This window comes from Paracoccus salipaludis, from assembly GCF_002287065.1.
Classification (GTDB): domain Bacteria; phylum Pseudomonadota; class Alphaproteobacteria; order Rhodobacterales; family Rhodobacteraceae; genus Paracoccus; species Paracoccus salipaludis.
Map to the genome: position 1 here is coordinate 60,212 of NZ_NSJZ01000012.1, position 17,328 is coordinate 77,539.

The following is a 17,328-nucleotide window of genomic DNA, read 5'->3' on the forward strand; positions in this document are numbered from 1 at the left end:
TCTTCGGTGAACGGCCTCACGCCGCGCCGAAGACCCGGCGGAAGATCGTGTCGACGTGCTTCGTGTGATAGCCGAGGTCGAACTTTTCCTCGATTTCGGCGGGCGACAGCGTCGCCGTCACCTCGGGGTCGGCCAGCAGTTCCTGCCGGAAATCGGCGCCCTGTTCCCAGACCTTCATGGCATTGCGCTGGACCAGGCGGTAAGCGTCCTCGCGCGACACGCCCGCCTGCGTCAGCGCCAGCAGCACGCGCTGGGACATCACCAGCCCCTTGAATTTGTTCATGTTCTTCAGCATGTTCTCGGGGTAGGTCACCAGCTTCTCGATCACGCCCGCCAGCCGGTTCAGGGCAAAGTCCAGCGTGATCGTGGCGTCCGGCCCGATGCCGCGTTCGACCGAGGAATGGCTGATGTCGCGTTCGTGCCAGAGGGCCACGTTCTCCATCGCGGGGACCACGGCCATGCGGACAAGGCGGGCAAGGCCCGTCAGGTTTTCCGTCAGCACCGGGTTGCGCTTGTGGGGCATGGCCGACGAGCCCTTCTGGCCCGGCGAGAAATATTCCTCGGCCTCCAGCACCTCGGTCCGCTGCATGTGGCGGATCTCGATGGCGATGTTCTCGATCGAGCTGGCGATCACGCCCAGCGTGGCGAAGAACATCGCGTGGCGGTCGCGGGGGATGACCTGCGTGCTGATCGGCTCGGGGCGCAGGCCCATCATGCGGCAGACATGTTCCTCGACGGCCGGGTCGATGTTGGCGAAGGTGCCGACCGCGCCCGAGATCGCGCCGGTGGCGACTTCCTCGCGGGCGCGCTCCAGCCGCTCGCGGCCGCGCGCCATTTCGGCGTAGAAGCGGGCGAAGGTCAGGCCCATGGTGGTCGGCTCGGCATGAATGCCGTGGCTGCGGCCGATGCGGACAGTGTCCTTGTGCTCGAACGCGCGGGTCTTCAGGGCGGCCAGGACGCGGTCCATGTCGGCCAGCAGGATATCGGCGGCGCGCACAAGCTGGACGTTCAGCGTGGTGTCCAGCACGTCGGACGAGGTCATGCCCTGGTGGACGAAGCGGGCTTCCTCGGCGCCGATATGCTCGGCCAGGTGCGTCAGGAAGGCGATCACGTCGTGCTTGGTGACGGCCTCGATCTCGTCGATGCGGGCGACGTCGAATTCGACGTCCTTCGCCTTCCACACGGCCTCGGCATTCTCGCGCGGGATCACGCCCAGGTCGGCCTGGGCGTCGCAGGCATGGGCCTCGATCTCGTACCAGATGCGGAACTTGGTTTCGGGCGACCAGATGGCCACCATCTCGGGGCGGGAATAGCGGGGGATCATGGCGGGCCTTCCGTGGGGTGGCGTTCGCCCGCCTCTTAGAACCCCCCGCGCCGGCAGTGCAACCGAATCGGGCCGGCCGCGCGGGCCGGCCCCCGTCAGTCGATCAGGGAGTCATCACGCATTTGGTGAACTCGGAGCGGTTGTCGCGGAAGTTCCTGTAGAACTCCGGCCCGTCTTCCAGCGTGCCGCGGTGGCTGATGATGGTGCTGGGGTCGATCTCGCCCGCCTCGATGCGCTTGAGCAGGCGCTCCATGTAGGCGCGGGTATTGGTCTGGCCACCGCGCATCATCAGGCCCTTGCCGAAGGCGGCGCCGATGGGGAACTTGTCGACAAAGCCCGCATAAACGCCCGGGATCGAGACCGCGCCGCCCTTGCGGCAGCACATGATCGCGTCCCGCAGGGCGTTCGGGCGGTCGGATTCCAGCATCATCGCGGTCTTGGCCTTGTCGTAGATGTTGCCGATGACCGAGGCGCCGTGCGCTTCCAGCCCCACTGCGTCGATGCAGCGGTTGGGCAGCTTGCCGCCGGTCAGGTCCAGCAGGCGTTCATAGCTGTCTTCCTTGGACAGGTTGATCGTTTCGGCCCCCGCCTGGCGGGCAAGCTCCAGCCGCCCTTCCTCGAAGTCGAGCGAGAACACCCGCTCGGCCCCCAGCAGGAAGGCCGAGCGGATGGCGAACTGCCCCACAGGACCCGCGCCCCAGACCGCGACCATGTCGCCGGGACCGGTGCCGACCTGTTCCACCGCCTGGTAGCCGGTCGGGAAGATGTCGGTCAGAAACAGCACCTTCTCGTCGGGAAGGCTTTCCGAGACCGCGACCAGCCCCACGTCGGCATGCGGCACGCGCACGTATTCCGCCTGACCGCCCGCGTAGCCGCCGAACAGGTGCGAATAGCCGAACATCCCGCCGGGCGACTGGCCATACAGCGGCTCGACCTTCTCGTGGTCCGGGTTGGTGTTGTCGCAAAGCGAGAAGGCGTCCATGCGGCAGTAGGCGCAATGTCCGCAGGCGATGTTGAATGGCACCAGCACACGGTCGCCGGTCTTGAACTTGGTCACGCCCGAGCCGACGGCGACGATCTCGCCCATGAACTCGTGGCCAAGGACATCGCCCTTGCGCATCTCGGGGATGAAGCCGTCGTAGAGATGCAGGTCCGACCCGCAGATCGCGGTCGAGGTGACCTTCAGGACGATGTCGCCCGGCTCCTCGATGGTCGGGTCGTCGACATTGTCCACCTGAACCTTGCCGGTGCCCTGAAAGGTGATCGCGCGCATATGTGCCTCCAGCTGTTGTGCCAGCCAAACGGCGCGAAGGGCCGGGGCGTTCCGCCCGCGTCCGGCGCCACGGGCCTCGACCATGCGAAAAGGGCGCCCACGAGGGGCGCCCTTCCTGGCCGAGCCCGGGGGGATCAGCAGCTGTAGTACATCGCGTATTCGATGGGGTGGGGGGTGTGCTCATAGGCGTAGACCTCTTCCCACTTCAGCCGGATATAGGCGTCCAGCTGGTCGCGGGTGAAGACGTCGCCCTGCAGCAGGAAGTCCATGTCCTTCTCCAGCTCCTCCAGCGCCTCGCGCAGGCTGCCGCAGACGGTCGGGATCTCGGCCAGTTCCTCGGGCGGCAGGTCGTAGAGATCCTTGTCCGAGGCCGGGCCGGGGTCGATCTTGTTGCGGATGCCGTCCAGGCCCGCCATCAGCAGCGCCGCGAAGGCCAGATAGGGGTTGGCGGACGGATCGGGGAAGCGGGCCTCGACGCGCTTGGCCTTCGGCGACTCGGTCCACGGGATGCGGACGGCGCCCGAGCGGTTGCGGGCGGAATAGGCGCGCAGCACCGGGGCCTCGAAGCCGGGGATCAGCCGCTTGTAGCTGTTGGTCGAGGGGTTGGTGATCGCGTTCAGCGCCTTGGCGTGCTTGAGGATGCCGCCGATGAACCACAGGGCTTCCTGGCTCAGGTCGGCATAGCGGTCGCCGGCGAACAGCGGCTTGCCGTCCTTCCAGATCGACATGTTGACGTGCATCCCCGAGCCGTTGTCGCCCTTCATGGGCTTGGGCATGAAGGTCACGGTCTTGCCGTAGGCGTGGGCCACGTTGTGGATCACGTACTTGTATTTCTGGATGTTGTCGGCCTGTTCGACCAGGCTGCCGAAGATCATCCCCAGCTCGTGCTGGCCCGTGGCGACCTCGTGGTGGTGCTTGTCCACCCTGATGCCCATCCGCTTCATGGTGGACAGCATCTCGGAGCGGATGTCCTGGCCCTCGTCGATTGGGTTGACGGGGAAATAGCCGCCCTTGAAGGGCGCGCGATGGGCCTGGTTGCCGGCCTCGTATTCGGTGTCGGTGTTCCAGGCCGCCGCGTGGGAATCGATCTGGAAGCTGACCTTCTGCGGCGTCACGGCATAGCGGACGTCGTCGAAGATGAAGAACTCGGCCTCGGGGCCGCAGTAGAAGGCGTCACCGATCCCCGAGGACTTCAGGTAGGCCTCGGCCTTGACGGCGGTGCCGCGCGGGTCGCGGGCATAGGGCTCGCCGGTGTCCGGCTCGACCACGTTGCAGTGGATGCACAGGGTCTTCTCGGCGTAGAAGGGGTCCAGGTAGGCCGAGGTCACGTCGGGCATCAGCTTCATGTCCGACTGGTCGATCGACTTCCAGCCCGCGATCGAGCTGCCGTCGAACATGAAGCCTTCCTCGAACCAGTCATCGTCGATTAGGTCCACGTCCAGGGTGACGTGCTGCAGCTTGCCCTTGGGGTCGGTGAAGCGGACGTCCACATAGGCGACCTCTTCCGACTTGATGAGGTTCAGGACCTCTGCGACCGTTTTCGTGGCCATAAACTTCTCCTTGACCGCGTCTTTGCGGGTTATTGGGTGTCTCGTGCGGTTCAGACGGCGTCGTCGCCGGTCTCACCGGTGCGGATGCGGATCGCCTGCTCGACGGGCGACACGAAGATCTTGCCGTCGCCGATCTTGTCGGTGCGGGCGGCGCCGATGATCGCCTCGATGGCGGCCTCGACCAGGTCGTCCGGCAGCACCATCTCGATCTTCACCTTGGGCAGGAAGTCCACCACATATTCGGCGCCGCGGTAAAGCTCGGTATGGCCCTTCTGGCGGCCGAAGCCCTTGACCTCGGTGACGGACAGGCCCTGGACGCCCGCGTCCTGCAGTGCCTCCTTCACGTCGTCCAGCTTGAACGGCTTGATGATGGCTTCGACCTTCTTCATCGCGCTTTGCTCCTGTCCGGCTTGCCCTGAGACGTGAGTGGCGGGTTTGATGGGGACCGTAAATGCGCGGGGAGGCTCCCCGGCCCACCACGCCCCACAAGTCCTGAAAGGCGCCTAAATATGAGGCATGATGCACAAGTAGAAGGCAAGCTGCAAATGGGCTGGACCGAGGTCCTGACCACGGCCGAGATGCGCGGGCTGGAAACGGCGGCCATGGCCGGCGGCGCCGTCACGGGACTGGACCTGATGGAGCGCGCAGGCGCGGCCGTCGCCGGCGCGATCCGCCTGCGCTGGCCCAAAGCCGGGCGGGTGACGGTTCTCTGCGGGCCGGGCAACAACGGCGGCGACGGCTATGTGGTGGCGCGTCATCTCGCGCAGGCGGGCTGGCAGGTGCGGGTGCTGGGGATGGACAACGCCCCCGGCCCGGACGCGGCCGTCATGAAGCGGCGCTGGGCGGCGCTGGGCGGGATCGAGCCGCTGACGGCGGCCGCGCTGGGGAAGGAAGCCGGCGACCTGGTCGTGGACGCGATCTTCGGCACCGGGATGACCCGTCCGCTCGACCGCGAGATGGCGCTGGTCAGTCGCTGGATGGGGGGCTGGACGCCCGTCCGTACCGTCACGCCCCCGCCCGTCGTCGCGGTCGATGCGGTCAGCGGGCTGTGCCTGGACAGCGGCGCATGGCTGGGCGGCGTACGTGGCGAACCCGGGGGAAGCCTGCCGCGCGCCGCCCTGACCGTCACCTTCCATGCCCCCAAGGCCGGTCATCTTCTGGAACTGGGGCCTGTTCTCGGCGGCGAGCTGGTGGTTGCCGACATCGGCCTGCAGACGACCCCCTTCCGGGACGCCGAGGGGCAGATATGGTCCGAGCGCACGCTGGCCGTCATGGTCCCGCCCCGGCATCTGCGGCAGGATCGCGGCCTGCATCCCCTGGGCAAGCGGGCCGGGTCCCACAAGTTCGACCACGGTCACGCCCTGATCGTGGCCGGGACGGCAGGGCAGGGCGGCGCGGCACGGTTGTCCGCGCGCGCGGCCCTGCGGGCCGGGGCTGGGCTGGTGACGCTGGCCCCGCCCGCCGACGCAATGGCCGAACATTTCGGCCCGCCCGATGCGCTGATGCGCCGCGCCCTGGACGATGCCGCCGCGTTGGCGCGGCTGCTGGGCGACGACCGCCTGCGGGCGGTCTGCCTCGGCCCCGGCTGCGGGACTGGACGCGCCGCCGACCTGCTGGAGCCGCTGCTCGCCTCGGGCCGCCCGGCGGTGCTGGATGCCGATGCCCTGACCGCACTGGCCCGCCGTCCCGCGGGTTTCGAGGGTCTGCACAAGGGCTGCGTCCTGACCCCTCACATGGGCGAGTTCCGCCGCCTGTTCCCGGATCTCGCCGCCCGGCTGGACCCGCCGCCGCGGCCGCCGGCCCGGCCTCCGTCGCCCGAACAGGAGATCGCCTGGACCATCGCGCTGCAGACCTGGCGGCAGGCCCTGGCCGACATGCGCGGGCCGCTTTACTCGCGGCTCGACGCCGCGCGCGAGGCGGCTGCCCGCAGCGGGGCGGTCGTGCTTCTGAAGGGGCCGGACACGGTGATCGCCGCCCCGGACGGGCAGGCGCGCATCCACTCGGCCTTCGACGTGCCCTGGCTTGCCACGGCGGGTGCGGGCGACGTGCTGGCGGGGATCATCGCCGGGCTGCTGGCACGGGGCTTCCCGTCCCTGGTCGCCGCCGCCACGGGGGCCTTCCTTCATGCCGCCGCCGCCCGCCGCTTCGGCCCCGGCCTGATCGCCGACGACCTGCCCGAGCAGCTTCCTGGCGTGTTCCGCGATCTGGGGCTGTAGATTCCCCCTCGCGCGCCCGGAAGGGCTTTGCTAAGAGGGCGCGGTTCGCGCGGGCCTCCCGGTCCGCTTCGGACGATGCGGGTGTGGCGAAATTGGCAGACGCACCAGATTTAGGTTCTGGCGCCGCAAGGCGTGGGGGTTCAAGTCCCTCCACCCGCACCAAGACTTTCGGGCCGCTGTCCGGATCGCGCCCCTGAACGGGACAGGTTTCCGGCCTCAGGCAGCCTCGACCCGGGCGCGAGCCAGTCCCGCAAGCTCTGCGCCGGCCTCCGACAGGAAGGGGAAGAACCTTTCCTTCGCCGTGCGGACCTCGGCCTCGGTCATCCCGGTCATGCCCCGGCGCCTCACCCGCTTCTCGGAGGGCAGGTCGGTGTCGTTCGTGCCGTCATGCGTCACAAGCGCCATTCCGCCCGGCAGGATCATGTGCGGGAATCTCTGCGGCAAAGCATAATGGCCGAAACGGAAGATGCTGCGCCGGGGATGGTGCAAGGCGGTCCCCGCGCTGAAGAACTTCACAGGCCAGTTGTAGACCTTGGCCTCCGGCCCATGCAGGACCGAGAAGATCACGCCCGGCAGGCTGACGGCGAAGATGTCGTCGTTCTGAAGCCGGGGCAGGACATGCGTCCGCAGGGCCTGGATGTAATCGGCACAAACGCAGTCGTCGTCGTCCAGGCGGAATTGCAGCGTCCCGCGGAAGCGGATGCGCAGTTCCTCGAAGGCCAACTCTTGCGCCCGGACAGTGGGAAGGGCCGGAAAGTACCGCAGCACGACCTGGGGAACCCGCGCGCACAACGCCTCGAGCCTGTCCTGATAGACCTCGGGCATGAGGCTGGAGGCAAGCACGACAAAGGTGAAGTCGGGCTCGGTCTGCGCCTTGATCGAGGCGAGCGTCAGCTGTTCGAAGGTGGCAAGGCGCGCCTCCATCCGCCGCGCGTCGAACAGCATCCGTGCCCGGTCCTTGGCCACCGCCTGAAACTCGGCCGGTGTCAGCCCGCGGGTGCCCTTCCAGTCGCCTCGCCCGACAAGGGAGAAGCGGCACAGGCCAACGATCCTCATGACGCCTCCTTGCCTTCAGACACCGTGCGATGGACCAGACGGCGCCGAAGGGCAAGGCCGCGGGGCAACGGCCATTCCCGAAGCCGCCCTTCCGCAAGCCCCGTTCCGCTTGCGCGCGAGGCTTCCGATCCCTAGAAGGGCGGTCAAACTGCACGGCCGCCCCTTCCGCGGCCCCTGACGACATGACAGAAGGATCCCCCATGCAGGTCAAGGAAACCCTGAACGAAGGCCTCAAGCGCGGCTACCAGTTCACGCTGCCCGCCGCCGATCTGGCGGCCGAGGTCGATCGCCAGCTGGCCGAGGCCCAGCCGAACATCGAGATGAAGGGCTTCCGCAAGGGCAAGGTGCCCATGGCCCTGCTGAAGAAGACCTATGGCCAGCGCGTCATGGGCGACGCCATGCAGAAGTCCATCGACGACGCCATCGGCAAGCACATGCAGGAAGGCAATGTCCGTCCCGCCATGCAGCCGAAGATCGAGATGGAGAACGGCCAGGAGTGGAAGGAAGGCGACGACGTCGTCGTCAACGTTTCCTACGAGCTGCTGCCCGAGATCCCGGAAGCCGACCTGTCGGCGATCGAGCTTGAGCGCCTGACCGTCCAGCCCGAGGACTCGGCCGTGACCGAGGCGCTGGAGAACCTGGCCAAGAACGCGCAAAGCTTCGAGGACCGGGCCGAGGGCGAGGCCGCCCAGTCGGGCGACCAGGTCACCATCGACTTCAAGGGCATGGTCGACGGCGAGGCCTTCGAGGGCGGCACCGCCGAGGGCTATCCGCTGGTGCTGGGCTCGGGCTCCTTCATCCCCGGCTTCGAGGATCAGCTGGTCGGCGCCAAGGCCGGTGACAGCGTGAACGTCAATGTCCGCTTCCCCGACGACTACGGCGCGCCGCATCTGAAGGGCAAGGACGCGGTCTTCGAGACCACCGTCCATGCCGTCAAGTCGCCCAAGGCGGCCGAGATCGACGACGAGCTGGCCAAGCGCTTCGGCGCCGACGACCTCGAGGCGCTGAAGTCGCAGATCCGCGAGCGTCTGGCCGCCGAATACCAGGGCGCGAGCCGCGCGCTGGTCAAGCGCCAGCTTCTGGACCGCCTTGACGAGCTGGTCGGCTTCGACCTGCCGCAGTCGCTGGTCGATGCCGAAGCCGCGCAGATCGCGCACCAGCTGTGGCACGAGGAGCACCCCGAGGAGCACGGCCACAACCACGGCTCGATCGAGCCCACCGACGAGCACAAGAAGCTGGCCGAGCGCCGGGTCCGCCTGGGCCTGCTGCTGGCCGACGTGGGCCAGAAGGCCGAGATCACCGTCAGCGACCAGGAGATGACGCAGGCCGTCATGCGCCAGGCCCGCAACTTCCCCGGCCAGGAACGCGCCTTCTTCGAGTTCATCCAGCAGAACGAGGCCGCCCAGCAGCAGCTGCGCGCCCCGATCTTCGAAGACAAGGTGGTGGATCACATCATCTCGGGCGCCAAGGTCACCGACCGCGCCGTGACCAAGGAAGAACTGGAAAAGGCACTGGAAACGCTGGACGAGGTCTGATCCCGTCCTTCCGGTTCGAAAAAAGGGCCGCCCCTCGGGGCGGCCTTCTTCATGCGCGGTCCAGGTCTTCGCGCGACTTGGGCGCCACGCCGTTCTCGATCTTGATCTGGCGCTCGACCTCGGAATTCACCTCGGCACCCATCAGCACCACGATGGCCGCGATCCACAACCACATCATCGTGGCAACCGCAGCCCCCAGCGAGCCGTAGGTCTCGTTGTAGTTGGCAAAGTTCGCCGTATACCAGGAAAACAGGATCGAGGCGATCAGCAGCCCCAGCGTCGCCAGCACCGCGCCGGGCGAGATCCACTGCCACTTGGGATCGTCCTTGCTGGGACCGAAGCGGTAGATCACGGCCAGCCCCAGGATCAGCATCCCTGCCAGCAAGGGCCAGCGCAGCCAGTTCAGGATGCCCTCGATGCGGCTGCCCGCCAGCAGGGTCCTCATCAGCACGGGCAGGATGGCCACCAGGCCGATCATCACGATGACCCCCACGATCGCGCTGAGCGTCAGTGCCAGCGACAGCAGGTTCAGCTTGATGAAGCCGCGCTTCTCGGTTTCGAACCAGGCGATGTTCAGCGCCTCGATCAGCGCCTTCATGCCTCCGTTGGCCGACCACAGCGCCACCAGGATCGCCACGATCCCCGCGATCGACAGCGAGGTCTTGGGCGCCGAGGCAATCGCCGTGACCTGGCCCGCGATCAGTTCAAGCGCGCTTTGCGGCAGGATGTTCTCGAGCAGCGACAGGTGCTCCCCGATGGTCGCGGGGTCCGCCACCATGCCGTAGATCGACACAAGCGCGGTGATTGCCGGGAACAGCGCCAGAAGCGCAAAGAAGGTGACCCCGCCCGCGACCGAGGTCACGCGGTCGGCGGTGAATTCCTGGACCGTGCGCTTGGCGACCTCGATCCAGCTCTGGCGGCTGAGCTGCCACGGGCTTTCCGGCGCGCCGGGCCTGCGCGGAGGCGGGGCGGCGTTCGCCTCGGCGGTCTTGGCGGCCGAGGCCGCGGATTCGCGTCCCCGGGGCTGTTCCGCCGGCTTTTCCCGGTCGTCTCCGGGCTGGGGCGGCAATCCCTTGCGTTCCCGCCAACCCTCGGGAAGCGGATCGAACAAGGCCTCGAAGACGTCGGGTTTCGGATTGGTCATGTCAGCCTCTGGTCGGAAAAGGCCGCGCCAGTCGGGGGCGCGGCCGCATCAGGGGAAGGGGAGGCACCGGGCGCCCCCGGGGTGCTGCGGTCAAAGCCGGTGGGTGCGCCCGCCGTCGGCATCGCCAAGGGCCGTGTCCGAGCCGCCCCCGGCGCTGTCCGCGGGGTCGCGCAGGTCCACCACGTCGCTGCGGGACGGGCGGCGATAGGGATCGTGGCGGGGGGCGCTGCGGGTCCCCTGACCGCTCTCGCCCGCGGCCGTACCCAGGAAGCTGCGGACCTGGTTCGCGGCGTCGCCGAATTCGTGCATGACGCCCTGCGCCTGCGAGGCGACCGAGCGGAAGGCCGCGACGGCCGAGCCGATGCTGCCCGCAACCTCGTTCACCGTCCGGGTCAGGCGCTGGGCGGTCTGTTCCACGTCGTCGATGAAGCTCATCGGCTGGAAGCCGCGTCCCGGGCGCGGGCGGTGCCGTCCCTCGTCATGCGGACGGCGGGGCTGACGATCCTCGCGGCGGCCCGCCTTGGCGTCCGCGCGCAGGCGCTCGCGCTCGGCATCGTCCTGGCGCATCCGGGCGCGGGCACGGGCGCGCATCGCCTCGCGCTCATGCTCCGGCATCGCGGCCATGCGGGGCGCGGCATAGCGGCCATGTGCCTCGTCATAGACCCGGGTGCGGGCCCGCTCGGCCGCGTCGTCGGCGTCGCGGTCCAGTTCGTCGTTGCCGGTCACGAGATCGGCCACCTTCCGCGCCGCGAGAATGGCGCCCGCCGTGGCCGCCGCCGCAGCAATCCCCATGCCGCCATAGACCAGCACCCGCGACGTCATGGAAGGCCGCGGCCACGTCCGTCCACCGCGGGGCGAGACATCCCCGTGCGGCGGAATCGGGCGCGAGGCGTGACCCGAGGGCTGGTAGGTTTCCTGACTACGATCAACCGGGCGGCCCAGTCCGCCACTTTCGGGAATGTAGCTGTTCGACGGCAGGTGATCGGTGTCGGCCATGACGGTTTTTCCTTGCTGCTGCCACGCTTGCGGCAATCCGGTGAATTGCTCGACCAACACCCGCGCGGGCTGGATCGTTCCCCCCGGCGGTGCCGGGCGTCGTCACTCGGACTGGATGCGCTGCCTGCGCTCGCCGGGCTGGCGTTCGTCGTCCAGCAGGGCCGGGCGCGAGGTGTCGGCGGCGTCCTGATCCTTGGCAGCGTCGACGGGCAGCCCGAGGTCGCGTTCGACATCCAGCGAGGTTTTCTCGTCTTCGCCAAGCGCCTGCTGCTTGACCATTTCGCCCAGGATGGTGGGGTGGGTGCTCATCACGGCCTCCGCATGGGGGTTCGAAAGACCAACCCGTGTCAGGGCGGGGATGTTCCGGCCGCTCGCGGCGGGAAACATCCGGGCATGAAAAAACCGCGCCGGGATGCGGCGCGGTTTCGATGGGGTCACGAGGGAAGGGGCTGCGCTCAGGCGCGGCCGCCCTCGTCGTCGTCGCGGCCGGCCGAGCCGATGTCGTCGAACAGTTCGGCGATCTCGAATTCGGCGGCGGCGTCTTCCTCGGCGGCCAGATCCTGGATCGAGCGGCCCGACGCCTGCAGTTCGGCTTCCTCGGCCGAACGGGCGACGTTCAGGGTGATCTTCGCCTCGACCTCGGGATGCAGGTGGACCGACACCTCGTGCAGGCCCAGCTCCTTGATCGGAGCGGTCAGCACGACCTGGCGGCGCTCGACCTGGAAGCCGTCGGCAATGGCGGCGTCCGCGATGTCGCGCGGCGTGACCGAGCCGTAGAGCGCGCCGGCGTCAGAGGCCGAGCGGATGACGACAAAGGTCGCCCCGTCCAGCGTCTCGGCCACGCGCTGCGCCTCGGTCCGCGTCTCGTCGTTGCGGGCGGCCAGGTCGGCCTTCTTCGCCTCGAAGGCGGCGATGTTGGCGTCGGACGCGCGCATCGCCTTGCCCTGCGGCAGCAGATAGTTGCGGGCGAAGCCTTCCTTGACCTTCACCACCTCGCCCATCTGGCCCAGCTTGGCCACGCGTTCCAGCAGAATGACTTGCATCGTCAGTTCCTCACTTCACGGCGTAGGGCAGCAGCGCCAGGAAGCGCGCGCGCTTGATGGCCTGCGCCAGCTTGCGCTGGTTCTTGGCCGAAACGGCGGTGATCCGCGACGGCACGATCTTGCCGCGCTCGCTGATGTAGCGCTGCAGCAGGCGGGTGTCCTTGTAGTCGATCGCGGGCGCGTTGTCGCCCCCGAACGGATCGACCTTGCGGCGGCGGAAAAACGGTTTGGTCGCCATGATGTCGCTCCTCTACGATCAGAAACGGTCGGCGCGGGGGGCGCGCTGCTCGCGGTCGCCACGGTCGTCGCCACGGCCTTCGGCGCGGTCGAAGCGGCGCTCGCCACCCCGGTCGCCATCGCGGCGGTCGCCGTCGCGGCGCTCGCCACGCTCGCCGTCGCGGCGGTCACCACGGTCGCCACGGTCACCGCGATCGCGGTCGTCGCGGCGCTGCATCTGGACCGAGGGGCCTTCGGCATGCTCGTCCACGCGCACGGTCAGGACGCGCATCACGTCGTCGTGCAGGCGGGCCAGGCGTTCCATTTCCTGCACGGCGGCCGAGGGCGCGTCCGAACGCAGGAAGGCATAATGGCCCTTGCGGTTCTTGTTGATCTTGTAGGCGAGCGTGCGCACGCCCCAGTATTCGCTTTCCTTGACCGTTCCGCCGTTGTCGGCCAGCACGGTCGAGAAATGTTCGATCAGCCCTTCGGCCTGCGCGTTCGACAGGTCCTGGCGGGCGATCAGCACATGCTCGTAAAGCGGCATGGCATACCCTTTCGTCTCGGGCGCGCTTCATAGGCGGGTCAATCCCTTCCGCGCCCCGCCACGAGAGGCTGCGCCGGTTTCGCAAAACTGCGGAAAGGAATGGGGCCTTATAGGGGAAAAGCGCGTCCGTGCAAGCGGATTCGCCCGGCGATCACATCGGCATCATCCGGCGGAACGTCCATTGCTTTTGCAAGTTCACCGGACACCATCGGCGGACCATCACCCTGAAAGGAGCCTTCATGAGCCGGACCCTCTCCCTTATCGCCCTGTCCGCCCTGCTGGCGGCGCCCGCGGTCGCGCAGACCGCGCCCGATGCGCAGCAGGCGCCGGCCGCGCCCGAGCCCGCCGCGCAGGCCGCGGCCGAGACGGCCGCCCCGGCCGAGGGCGGCGGGCTCAGCGGCACCTATGTGATCGATCCCGGCCACAGCCAGATCGTGTTTTCCTATGACCATCTGGGCTTTTCGATCAGCCACGGCATGATCAACGGCGTCACCGGCTCGGTCACGCTGGATGCCGCCAATCCCGCGAACTCGACCGTCGAGGCCAGCTTCCCGCTGTCGGCCGTCAGCACGGTCGATGCCACGCTGGACGAGCACATCTTCGGCGACAAGTTCCTGAACGGCGCCTCGCCCGACACGCAGGTGACCTTCCGCTCGACCAAGGTCGAGGTGGAGGACGACGACGAGGCCAAGGTGACGGGCGACCTGACGCTGAACGGCGTGACGGTCCCCGTCACGCTGGAAGTGGAACTGCGCAAGGCGGCCGCCCATCCGATGACGCAGAAGCCGGCCGTGGGCTTCAAGGCCGAGGGCGAGATCAAGCGCAGCGACTTCAACCTCGGCGCGCTTGCCCCCGCCGTGTCCGACGAGATGGAGATCACGATCTCGGCCGAAGCCATCAAGGGCTGAGCCTTCCTCCCGCGCAACGAAGAAGGGGCTGCCCGCGGGCAGCCCCTTTTCCGTTTGCTTCTGCGGCTTCAGTCGGCGGCCTTTCCTTCGCCCACGTCCTGCTGGATCGGCGCGGGCAGGGGCGTGCTGCCGGTGCGCACCGGCAGCGTCGGGTGGATGACCTGCGGCTGCTCGCCCGTCAGCGTTCCCAGGAAGGCCGTGATGTCCTGGGCCTGTTCTTCGGCCAGTTCGGTCCCCAGCTGGGCGTTCGCCATGATCCGCACGGCTTCCTCGAGATCCCAGACCTGCCCCGAATGGAAATAGGGCGCGGTCAGGGCCACGTTGCGCAGGGGCGCGGCGCGGAAGACATACTGGTCCTCTTCCGTCTGGGTGATCTGGTAGCGGCCGACGTCGCCCTCGGGGCGCACCTCGGGATCGGGCGCCTCGACCAGGCCGAAGGGATAGTATTCCTGCCCGCCGAAGTTCACGCCCGCGTGGCAGGTCGAGCAGCCCGCGTCCATGTAGGCGGCAAGCCCGCGCTTCTCCTGCTCGGTCATGGCGCCGTCCATGCCCATCAGCCACTGGTCGAACCGCGAGTTCGGGGTGACGAGCGTGGTTTCGAAGGCCTCGATCGCCAGCGCGAAGTTGTCAAAGGTGACCGGGTTCTCCTCGCCGGGGAAGGCGGCCTTGAAGGCCTCGACATAGCCCGGCATCGATTCCAGCGTGGCGATCAGGTTCTCGGGGGTGTTGTTCATCTCGACGCCCGCCTGCACCGGCCCCTTGGCCTGCTCGGCCAGGTCCTCGGCCCGGCCGTCCCAGAACTGGGCGGCGTTGAACACGGCGTTCAGCATGGTGGGCGAGTTGCGCGGCCCCTGCTGCCAGCCATGGCCGATCGAGGTTTCAAGCTGGTCGGTCCCGCCGATGCCGATGTTGTGGCAGGACTGGCAGGAAAAGACGCCCGACACCGACATGCGCGGATCGAAGAACAGCATCGCGCCCAGGTCCACCTTGGCGCGGGTCACGGGACGGCCGCTGGGCGGCTCGGCCGCGCGGGGGATGTCCTCGAACAGTTCGGCCGCCTGCGCCCGCAGCTCGGCGTCGGGCGAGTCCGGCTCTCCGGCCGCTTCGGCGGTCGCTTCGGGGTTGGCCACGGCGCCATCCGCCGGCGGCTCGACACCCGTTTCGGCGGCGATCTCCTCGGCCGAGCCCCCGGCCGGGGCCGCCTCGCCCCCGGCGGTCGCTTCGCTGGCCGGGTCGCCCGCGGGGGGCTGCTGCAGGCCTTGCTCCTGCTCGACCACCTGGGGCGCGGCGGCATCCTGGGCGTAAGCGGTCGGGGCCAGAAGAACCAGCGCCGTGGTCAGGTACATAAGGGGACGGTAGGTCATCATGGCTTCCTTCGCTTGATGCAGGTTCCGCGCGTCACCGTACTATCGCACCGGGAACCTGACCGTTCCCTGATGCAGATCAAACCGTTCCGCCTTGTTCCCGGCCTTGCCGCGCGGCGGCGCGGGGTCTATGGCGCGGACATGCTGCCCGCCGACCGCCTCGACCAGATCGTGCAACGCTTCGACTATCTCGAGGCGCGGCTGAACGCGGGCCCCGCGCCGGACGAGATCGCGCGCGTCAGCCGCGAGTATTCCGAGCTTGGTCCCGTCGTCGCGCAGATCATGGAATGGCGCGCGGCCCAGGCGGGACTGGCCGAGGCGCAGGCGATGCTGGCCGATCCCGACATGCGCGAACTGGCCGAGGACGAGATTTCCCGCCTGCGCGCCCGGATGCCCGAGCTGGAGCAGGCCCTGCGGCTGGCCCTGCTGCCGAAGGACGCGGCAGACGCCCGCCCCGCGATCCTGGAAATCCGCCCCGGCACCGGGGGCGACGAGGCCGCGCTGTTCGCGGGCGACCTGCTGCGGATGTACCAGCGCCACGCGGAACAGCAGGGCTGGGACTTCCGCCTGCTCGAGTTGGGCGAATCCGAACTGGGCGGGGTCAAGGAAGCCGTAGCCCATATCGCGGGCGAGGGGGTCTTTGCGCGGCTGAAATACGAATCCGGCGTGCACCGGGTCCAGCGGGTGCCCGAAACGGAATCGGGCGGGCGCATCCACACCTCGGCCGCGACCGTGGCGGTGCTGCCCGAGGCCGAGGAGGTGGACATCGACATTCCCGCCGCCGACATCCGCATCGACACCATGCGGTCGTCCGGGGCGGGCGGGCAGCACGTCAACACCACCGACTCGGCCGTGCGGATCACGCACCTGCCGACCGGCATCGTGGTGACGAGTTCGGAAAAGTCGCAGCACCAGAACCGCGCGAATGCCATGGCCGTGCTGCGGGCGCGTCTTTACGACATGGAGCGCTCGCGTGCGGACGCCGAGCGCGCCGCCGACCGCAGGTCGCAGGTGGGTTCCGGCGACCGCAGCGAGCGCATCCGCACCTACAACTTTCCGCAGGGCCGCGTGACGGACCACCGGATCAACCTGACCCTTTACGCGCTGGACCGGGTCATGGGCGGCGATCTGTCCGAGATCATCGACGCGCTGGTGGCCCACGACCAGGCCGCCCGGCTGGCCGAGGCCGAAGGATGAGCGAGGCCCGCGCCGTGCTGGCCGAGGCGACCGCCCGGCTGGCCAGGGCGGGGATCGGCAATGCGGCGGGCGACGCGCTGGCGCTGATGGCCCATGTGCTGGAGGTGCCGCGCCATGCCCTGCGCGACGCGCTGGCCCGGCCCCTGCCGCCCGAGGCCGCCGCCCGCTTCCAGGCGGCGGTGGATGCGCGGCTGGACCGCCAGCCGGTCAGCCAGATCCTCGGCTTCCGCGACTTCTGGAAGCACCGCTTCCGCGTCACCCGCGACACGCTTGACCCCCGGCCCGAGACGGAAACGCTGGTGGCGGCGGCGCTGGAGCTGCCCTGGCGCACGGTGCTGGATCTGGGCACCGGGACCGGCGCGATCCTTCTTTCGGTGCTGGCCGAGCGGCCCGGCGCGCGCGGGCTGGGCGTCGATCTGTCCAAGGCCGCGCTGGAGGTGGCGCGCGGGAACGCCGCCATGCTGGGGATCGGGGCCGACTTCCGGCACTCGGACTGGTTCTCCGCCGTCGAAGGCCGCTTCGACCTGATCGTCTCGAACCCGCCCTACATCGCGGCAGACGAGATGTCGGGGCTGTCCCCCGAGGTGCGAGACTGGGAGCCGCGCGGCGCGCTGACGGACGAGGGCGACGGGCTGGGCGCCTATCGCGCGATCGCGGCGGGCGCTGTGGCGCATCTGGCGCCGGGTGGCTGGCTCGCGGTCGAGATCGGCCCGACGCAGGGCGCGGCAGTGTCTGCGCTGTTCGAGCGGCAAGGGCTGCAGGAGATCGCCATCCGCCCCGATCTCGACGGACGCGACCGGGTGGTCCTGTCCCGGCGGACAGCCTGACTGGTCGATTTTTGTTCAATCTGTATTGAACATCTGCCGATTCCGCTTGCCTTGGCCGGGGCTGCATGGTTAGCAGACCGCGTGACAGGGGCATGACGCCCCGCACGGGTCATCCGCACACAGCGTTGCCGG

Annotated in this window: 16 protein-coding genes, 1 tRNA gene and 1 pseudogene; 6 read left to right on the forward strand and 12 right to left on the reverse strand. The window is 68.7% G+C overall.

Annotated elements, in window-relative coordinates:
• Positions 1 to 16 precede the first annotated feature (16 nt).
• The 4 genes from purB to CK240_RS12930 form a co-directional block, all read right to left on the reverse strand.
• Entirely contained in the window at positions 17 to 1,324 is a 1,308-nt protein-coding gene (gene purB / locus CK240_RS12915) for an adenylosuccinate lyase (RefSeq protein ID WP_095640747.1), read from the reverse strand.
• Positions 1,325 to 1,427: 103 nt separating this feature from the next.
• The gene (locus CK240_RS12920) at positions 1,428 to 2,597 is read right to left on the reverse strand and encodes a zinc-dependent alcohol dehydrogenase (protein WP_095640748.1); all 1,170 of its coding nucleotides are present in this window, start codon (positions 2,595 to 2,597) and stop codon (positions 1,428 to 1,430) included.
• Positions 2,598 to 2,731: 134 nt separating this feature from the next.
• Entirely contained in the window at positions 2,732 to 4,147 is a 1,416-nt protein-coding gene (glnA, locus tag CK240_RS12925) for a type I glutamate--ammonia ligase (protein ID WP_095640749.1), read from the reverse strand.
• Between the two features lie 50 nt (positions 4,148 to 4,197).
• Positions 4,198 to 4,536, reverse strand: a complete 339-nt coding sequence (locus CK240_RS12930; RefSeq protein ID WP_095640750.1) for a P-II family nitrogen regulator — start codon at positions 4,534 to 4,536, stop codon at positions 4,198 to 4,200.
• Positions 4,537 to 4,692: 156 nt separating this feature from the next.
• Here CK240_RS12930 and CK240_RS12935 point away from each other — a divergent pair, with 156 nt between their 5' ends.
• Positions 4,693 to 6,363, forward strand: a complete 1,671-nt coding sequence (locus CK240_RS12935; RefSeq protein ID WP_095640751.1) for an NAD(P)H-hydrate epimerase — start codon at positions 4,693 to 4,695, stop codon at positions 6,361 to 6,363.
• 77 nt (positions 6,364 to 6,440) lie between these two features.
• Positions 6,441 to 6,525 (forward strand) — tRNA-Leu (locus CK240_RS12940).
• Positions 6,526 to 6,579: 54 nt separating this feature from the next.
• Here the strand turns inward: CK240_RS12940 and CK240_RS12945 are convergent.
• Entirely contained in the window at positions 6,580 to 7,419 is an 840-nt protein-coding gene (locus CK240_RS12945) for a glycosyltransferase (RefSeq protein WP_095640752.1), read from the reverse strand.
• Between the two features lie 200 nt (positions 7,420 to 7,619).
• On the opposite strand from CK240_RS12945, the gene tig reads away from it, so the two are divergent.
• Entirely contained in the window at positions 7,620 to 8,954 is a 1,335-nt protein-coding gene (gene tig, locus CK240_RS12950; protein ID WP_095640753.1) for a trigger factor, read from the forward strand.
• A gap of 49 nt (positions 8,955 to 9,003) precedes the next feature.
• Here the strand turns inward: tig and CK240_RS12955 are convergent, their stop codons facing one another.
• From CK240_RS12955 to rpsF, 6 genes and pseudogenes are all read right to left on the reverse strand, one after another.
• Entirely contained in the window at positions 9,004 to 10,098 is a 1,095-nt protein-coding gene (locus tag CK240_RS12955) for a YihY/virulence factor BrkB family protein (RefSeq protein WP_095640754.1), read from the reverse strand.
• A gap of 90 nt (positions 10,099 to 10,188) precedes the next feature.
• Complete coding sequence (locus tag CK240_RS12960) at positions 10,189 to 11,094, reverse strand: hypothetical protein (RefSeq protein WP_135058844.1); 906 nt, start codon at positions 11,092 to 11,094, stop codon at positions 10,189 to 10,191.
• Positions 11,095 to 11,196: 102 nt separating this feature from the next.
• Positions 11,197 to 11,403, reverse strand: coding sequence for a hypothetical protein (locus tag CK240_RS12965; RefSeq protein ID WP_135058845.1), 207 nt, complete (start codon positions 11,401 to 11,403; stop codon positions 11,197 to 11,199).
• 146 nt (positions 11,404 to 11,549) lie between these two features.
• The gene (gene rplI / locus CK240_RS12970) at positions 11,550 to 12,137 is read right to left on the reverse strand and encodes a 50S ribosomal protein L9 (RefSeq protein WP_095640757.1); all 588 of its coding nucleotides are present in this window, start codon (positions 12,135 to 12,137) and stop codon (positions 11,550 to 11,552) included.
• Positions 12,138 to 12,147: 10 nt separating this feature from the next.
• Positions 12,148 to 12,375: a 30S ribosomal protein S18 gene (gene rpsR, locus CK240_RS12975; protein ID WP_073060981.1), complete on the reverse strand. Its 228-nt coding sequence runs from the start codon at positions 12,373 to 12,375 to the stop codon at positions 12,148 to 12,150.
• Positions 12,376 to 12,468: 93 nt separating this feature from the next.
• Positions 12,469 to 12,900 (reverse strand): annotated as a pseudogene (gene rpsF, locus CK240_RS12980) (30S ribosomal protein S6); the annotation flags it as partial.
• Between the two features lie 239 nt (positions 12,901 to 13,139).
• Between rpsF and CK240_RS12985 the strand changes: the two are divergent.
• A complete protein-coding gene (locus CK240_RS12985) occupies positions 13,140 to 13,808 on the forward strand; it encodes a YceI family protein (RefSeq protein WP_095640776.1) in 669 nt (222 codons plus the stop codon).
• Positions 13,809 to 13,876: 68 nt separating this feature from the next.
• On the opposite strand, the gene CK240_RS12990 is transcribed toward CK240_RS12985, so the two are convergent.
• Positions 13,877 to 15,172 (reverse strand): cytochrome-c peroxidase, encoded by a 1,296-nt coding sequence (locus CK240_RS12990; RefSeq protein WP_338048968.1) that lies wholly within the window; start codon positions 15,170 to 15,172, stop codon positions 13,877 to 13,879.
• A gap of 141 nt (positions 15,173 to 15,313) precedes the next feature.
• Between CK240_RS12990 and prfA the strand changes: the two genes are divergently transcribed.
• A complete protein-coding gene (gene prfA, locus CK240_RS12995) occupies positions 15,314 to 16,369 on the forward strand; it encodes a peptide chain release factor 1 (RefSeq protein WP_095640778.1) in 1,056 nt (351 codons plus the stop codon).
• Positions 16,366 to 17,196: a peptide chain release factor N(5)-glutamine methyltransferase gene (gene prmC / locus CK240_RS13000; RefSeq protein ID WP_095640759.1), complete on the forward strand. Its 831-nt coding sequence runs from the start codon at positions 16,366 to 16,368 to the stop codon at positions 17,194 to 17,196. The genes prfA and prmC overlap by 4 nt, the downstream gene beginning before the upstream one ends.
• Positions 17,197 to 17,328: the final 132 nt, after the last annotated feature.

Bases quoted from the DNA above. Each gene is read 5' to 3' on its own strand.
- purB (WP_095640747.1), bottom strand. From the start codon at position 1,324: ATGATCCCCCGCTATTCCCGCCCCGAGATGGTGGCCATCTGGTCGCCC.
- CK240_RS12920 (WP_095640748.1), bottom strand. From the start codon at position 2,597: ATGCGCGCGATCACCTTTCAGGGCACCGGCAAGGTTCAGGTGGACAAT.
- glnA (WP_095640749.1), bottom strand. From the start codon at position 4,147: ATGGCCACGAAAACGGTCGCAGAGGTCCTGAACCTCATCAAGTCGGAA.
- CK240_RS12930 (WP_095640750.1), bottom strand. From the start codon at position 4,536: ATGAAGAAGGTCGAAGCCATCATCAAGCCGTTCAAGCTGGACGACGTG.
- CK240_RS12935 (WP_095640751.1), top strand. From the start codon at position 4,693: ATGGGCTGGACCGAGGTCCTGACCACGGCCGAGATGCGCGGGCTGGAA.
- CK240_RS12945 (WP_095640752.1), bottom strand. From the start codon at position 7,419: ATGAGGATCGTTGGCCTGTGCCGCTTCTCCCTTGTCGGGCGAGGCGAC.
- tig (WP_095640753.1), top strand. From the start codon at position 7,620: ATGCAGGTCAAGGAAACCCTGAACGAAGGCCTCAAGCGCGGCTACCAG.
- CK240_RS12955 (WP_095640754.1), bottom strand. From the start codon at position 10,098: ATGACCAATCCGAAACCCGACGTCTTCGAGGCCTTGTTCGATCCGCTT.
- CK240_RS12960 (WP_135058844.1), bottom strand. From the start codon at position 11,094: ATGGCCGACACCGATCACCTGCCGTCGAACAGCTACATTCCCGAAAGT.
- CK240_RS12965 (WP_135058845.1), bottom strand. From the start codon at position 11,403: ATGAGCACCCACCCCACCATCCTGGGCGAAATGGTCAAGCAGCAGGCG.
- rplI (WP_095640757.1), bottom strand. From the start codon at position 12,137: ATGCAAGTCATTCTGCTGGAACGCGTGGCCAAGCTGGGCCAGATGGGC.
- rpsR (WP_073060981.1), bottom strand. From the start codon at position 12,375: ATGGCGACCAAACCGTTTTTCCGCCGCCGCAAGGTCGATCCGTTCGGG.
- CK240_RS12985 (WP_095640776.1), top strand. From the start codon at position 13,140: ATGAGCCGGACCCTCTCCCTTATCGCCCTGTCCGCCCTGCTGGCGGCG.
- CK240_RS12990 (WP_338048968.1), bottom strand. From the start codon at position 15,172: ATGACCTACCGTCCCCTTATGTACCTGACCACGGCGCTGGTTCTTCTG.
- prfA (WP_095640778.1), top strand. From the start codon at position 15,314: ATGCTGCCCGCCGACCGCCTCGACCAGATCGTGCAACGCTTCGACTAT.
- prmC (WP_095640759.1), top strand. From the start codon at position 16,366: ATGAGCGAGGCCCGCGCCGTGCTGGCCGAGGCGACCGCCCGGCTGGCC.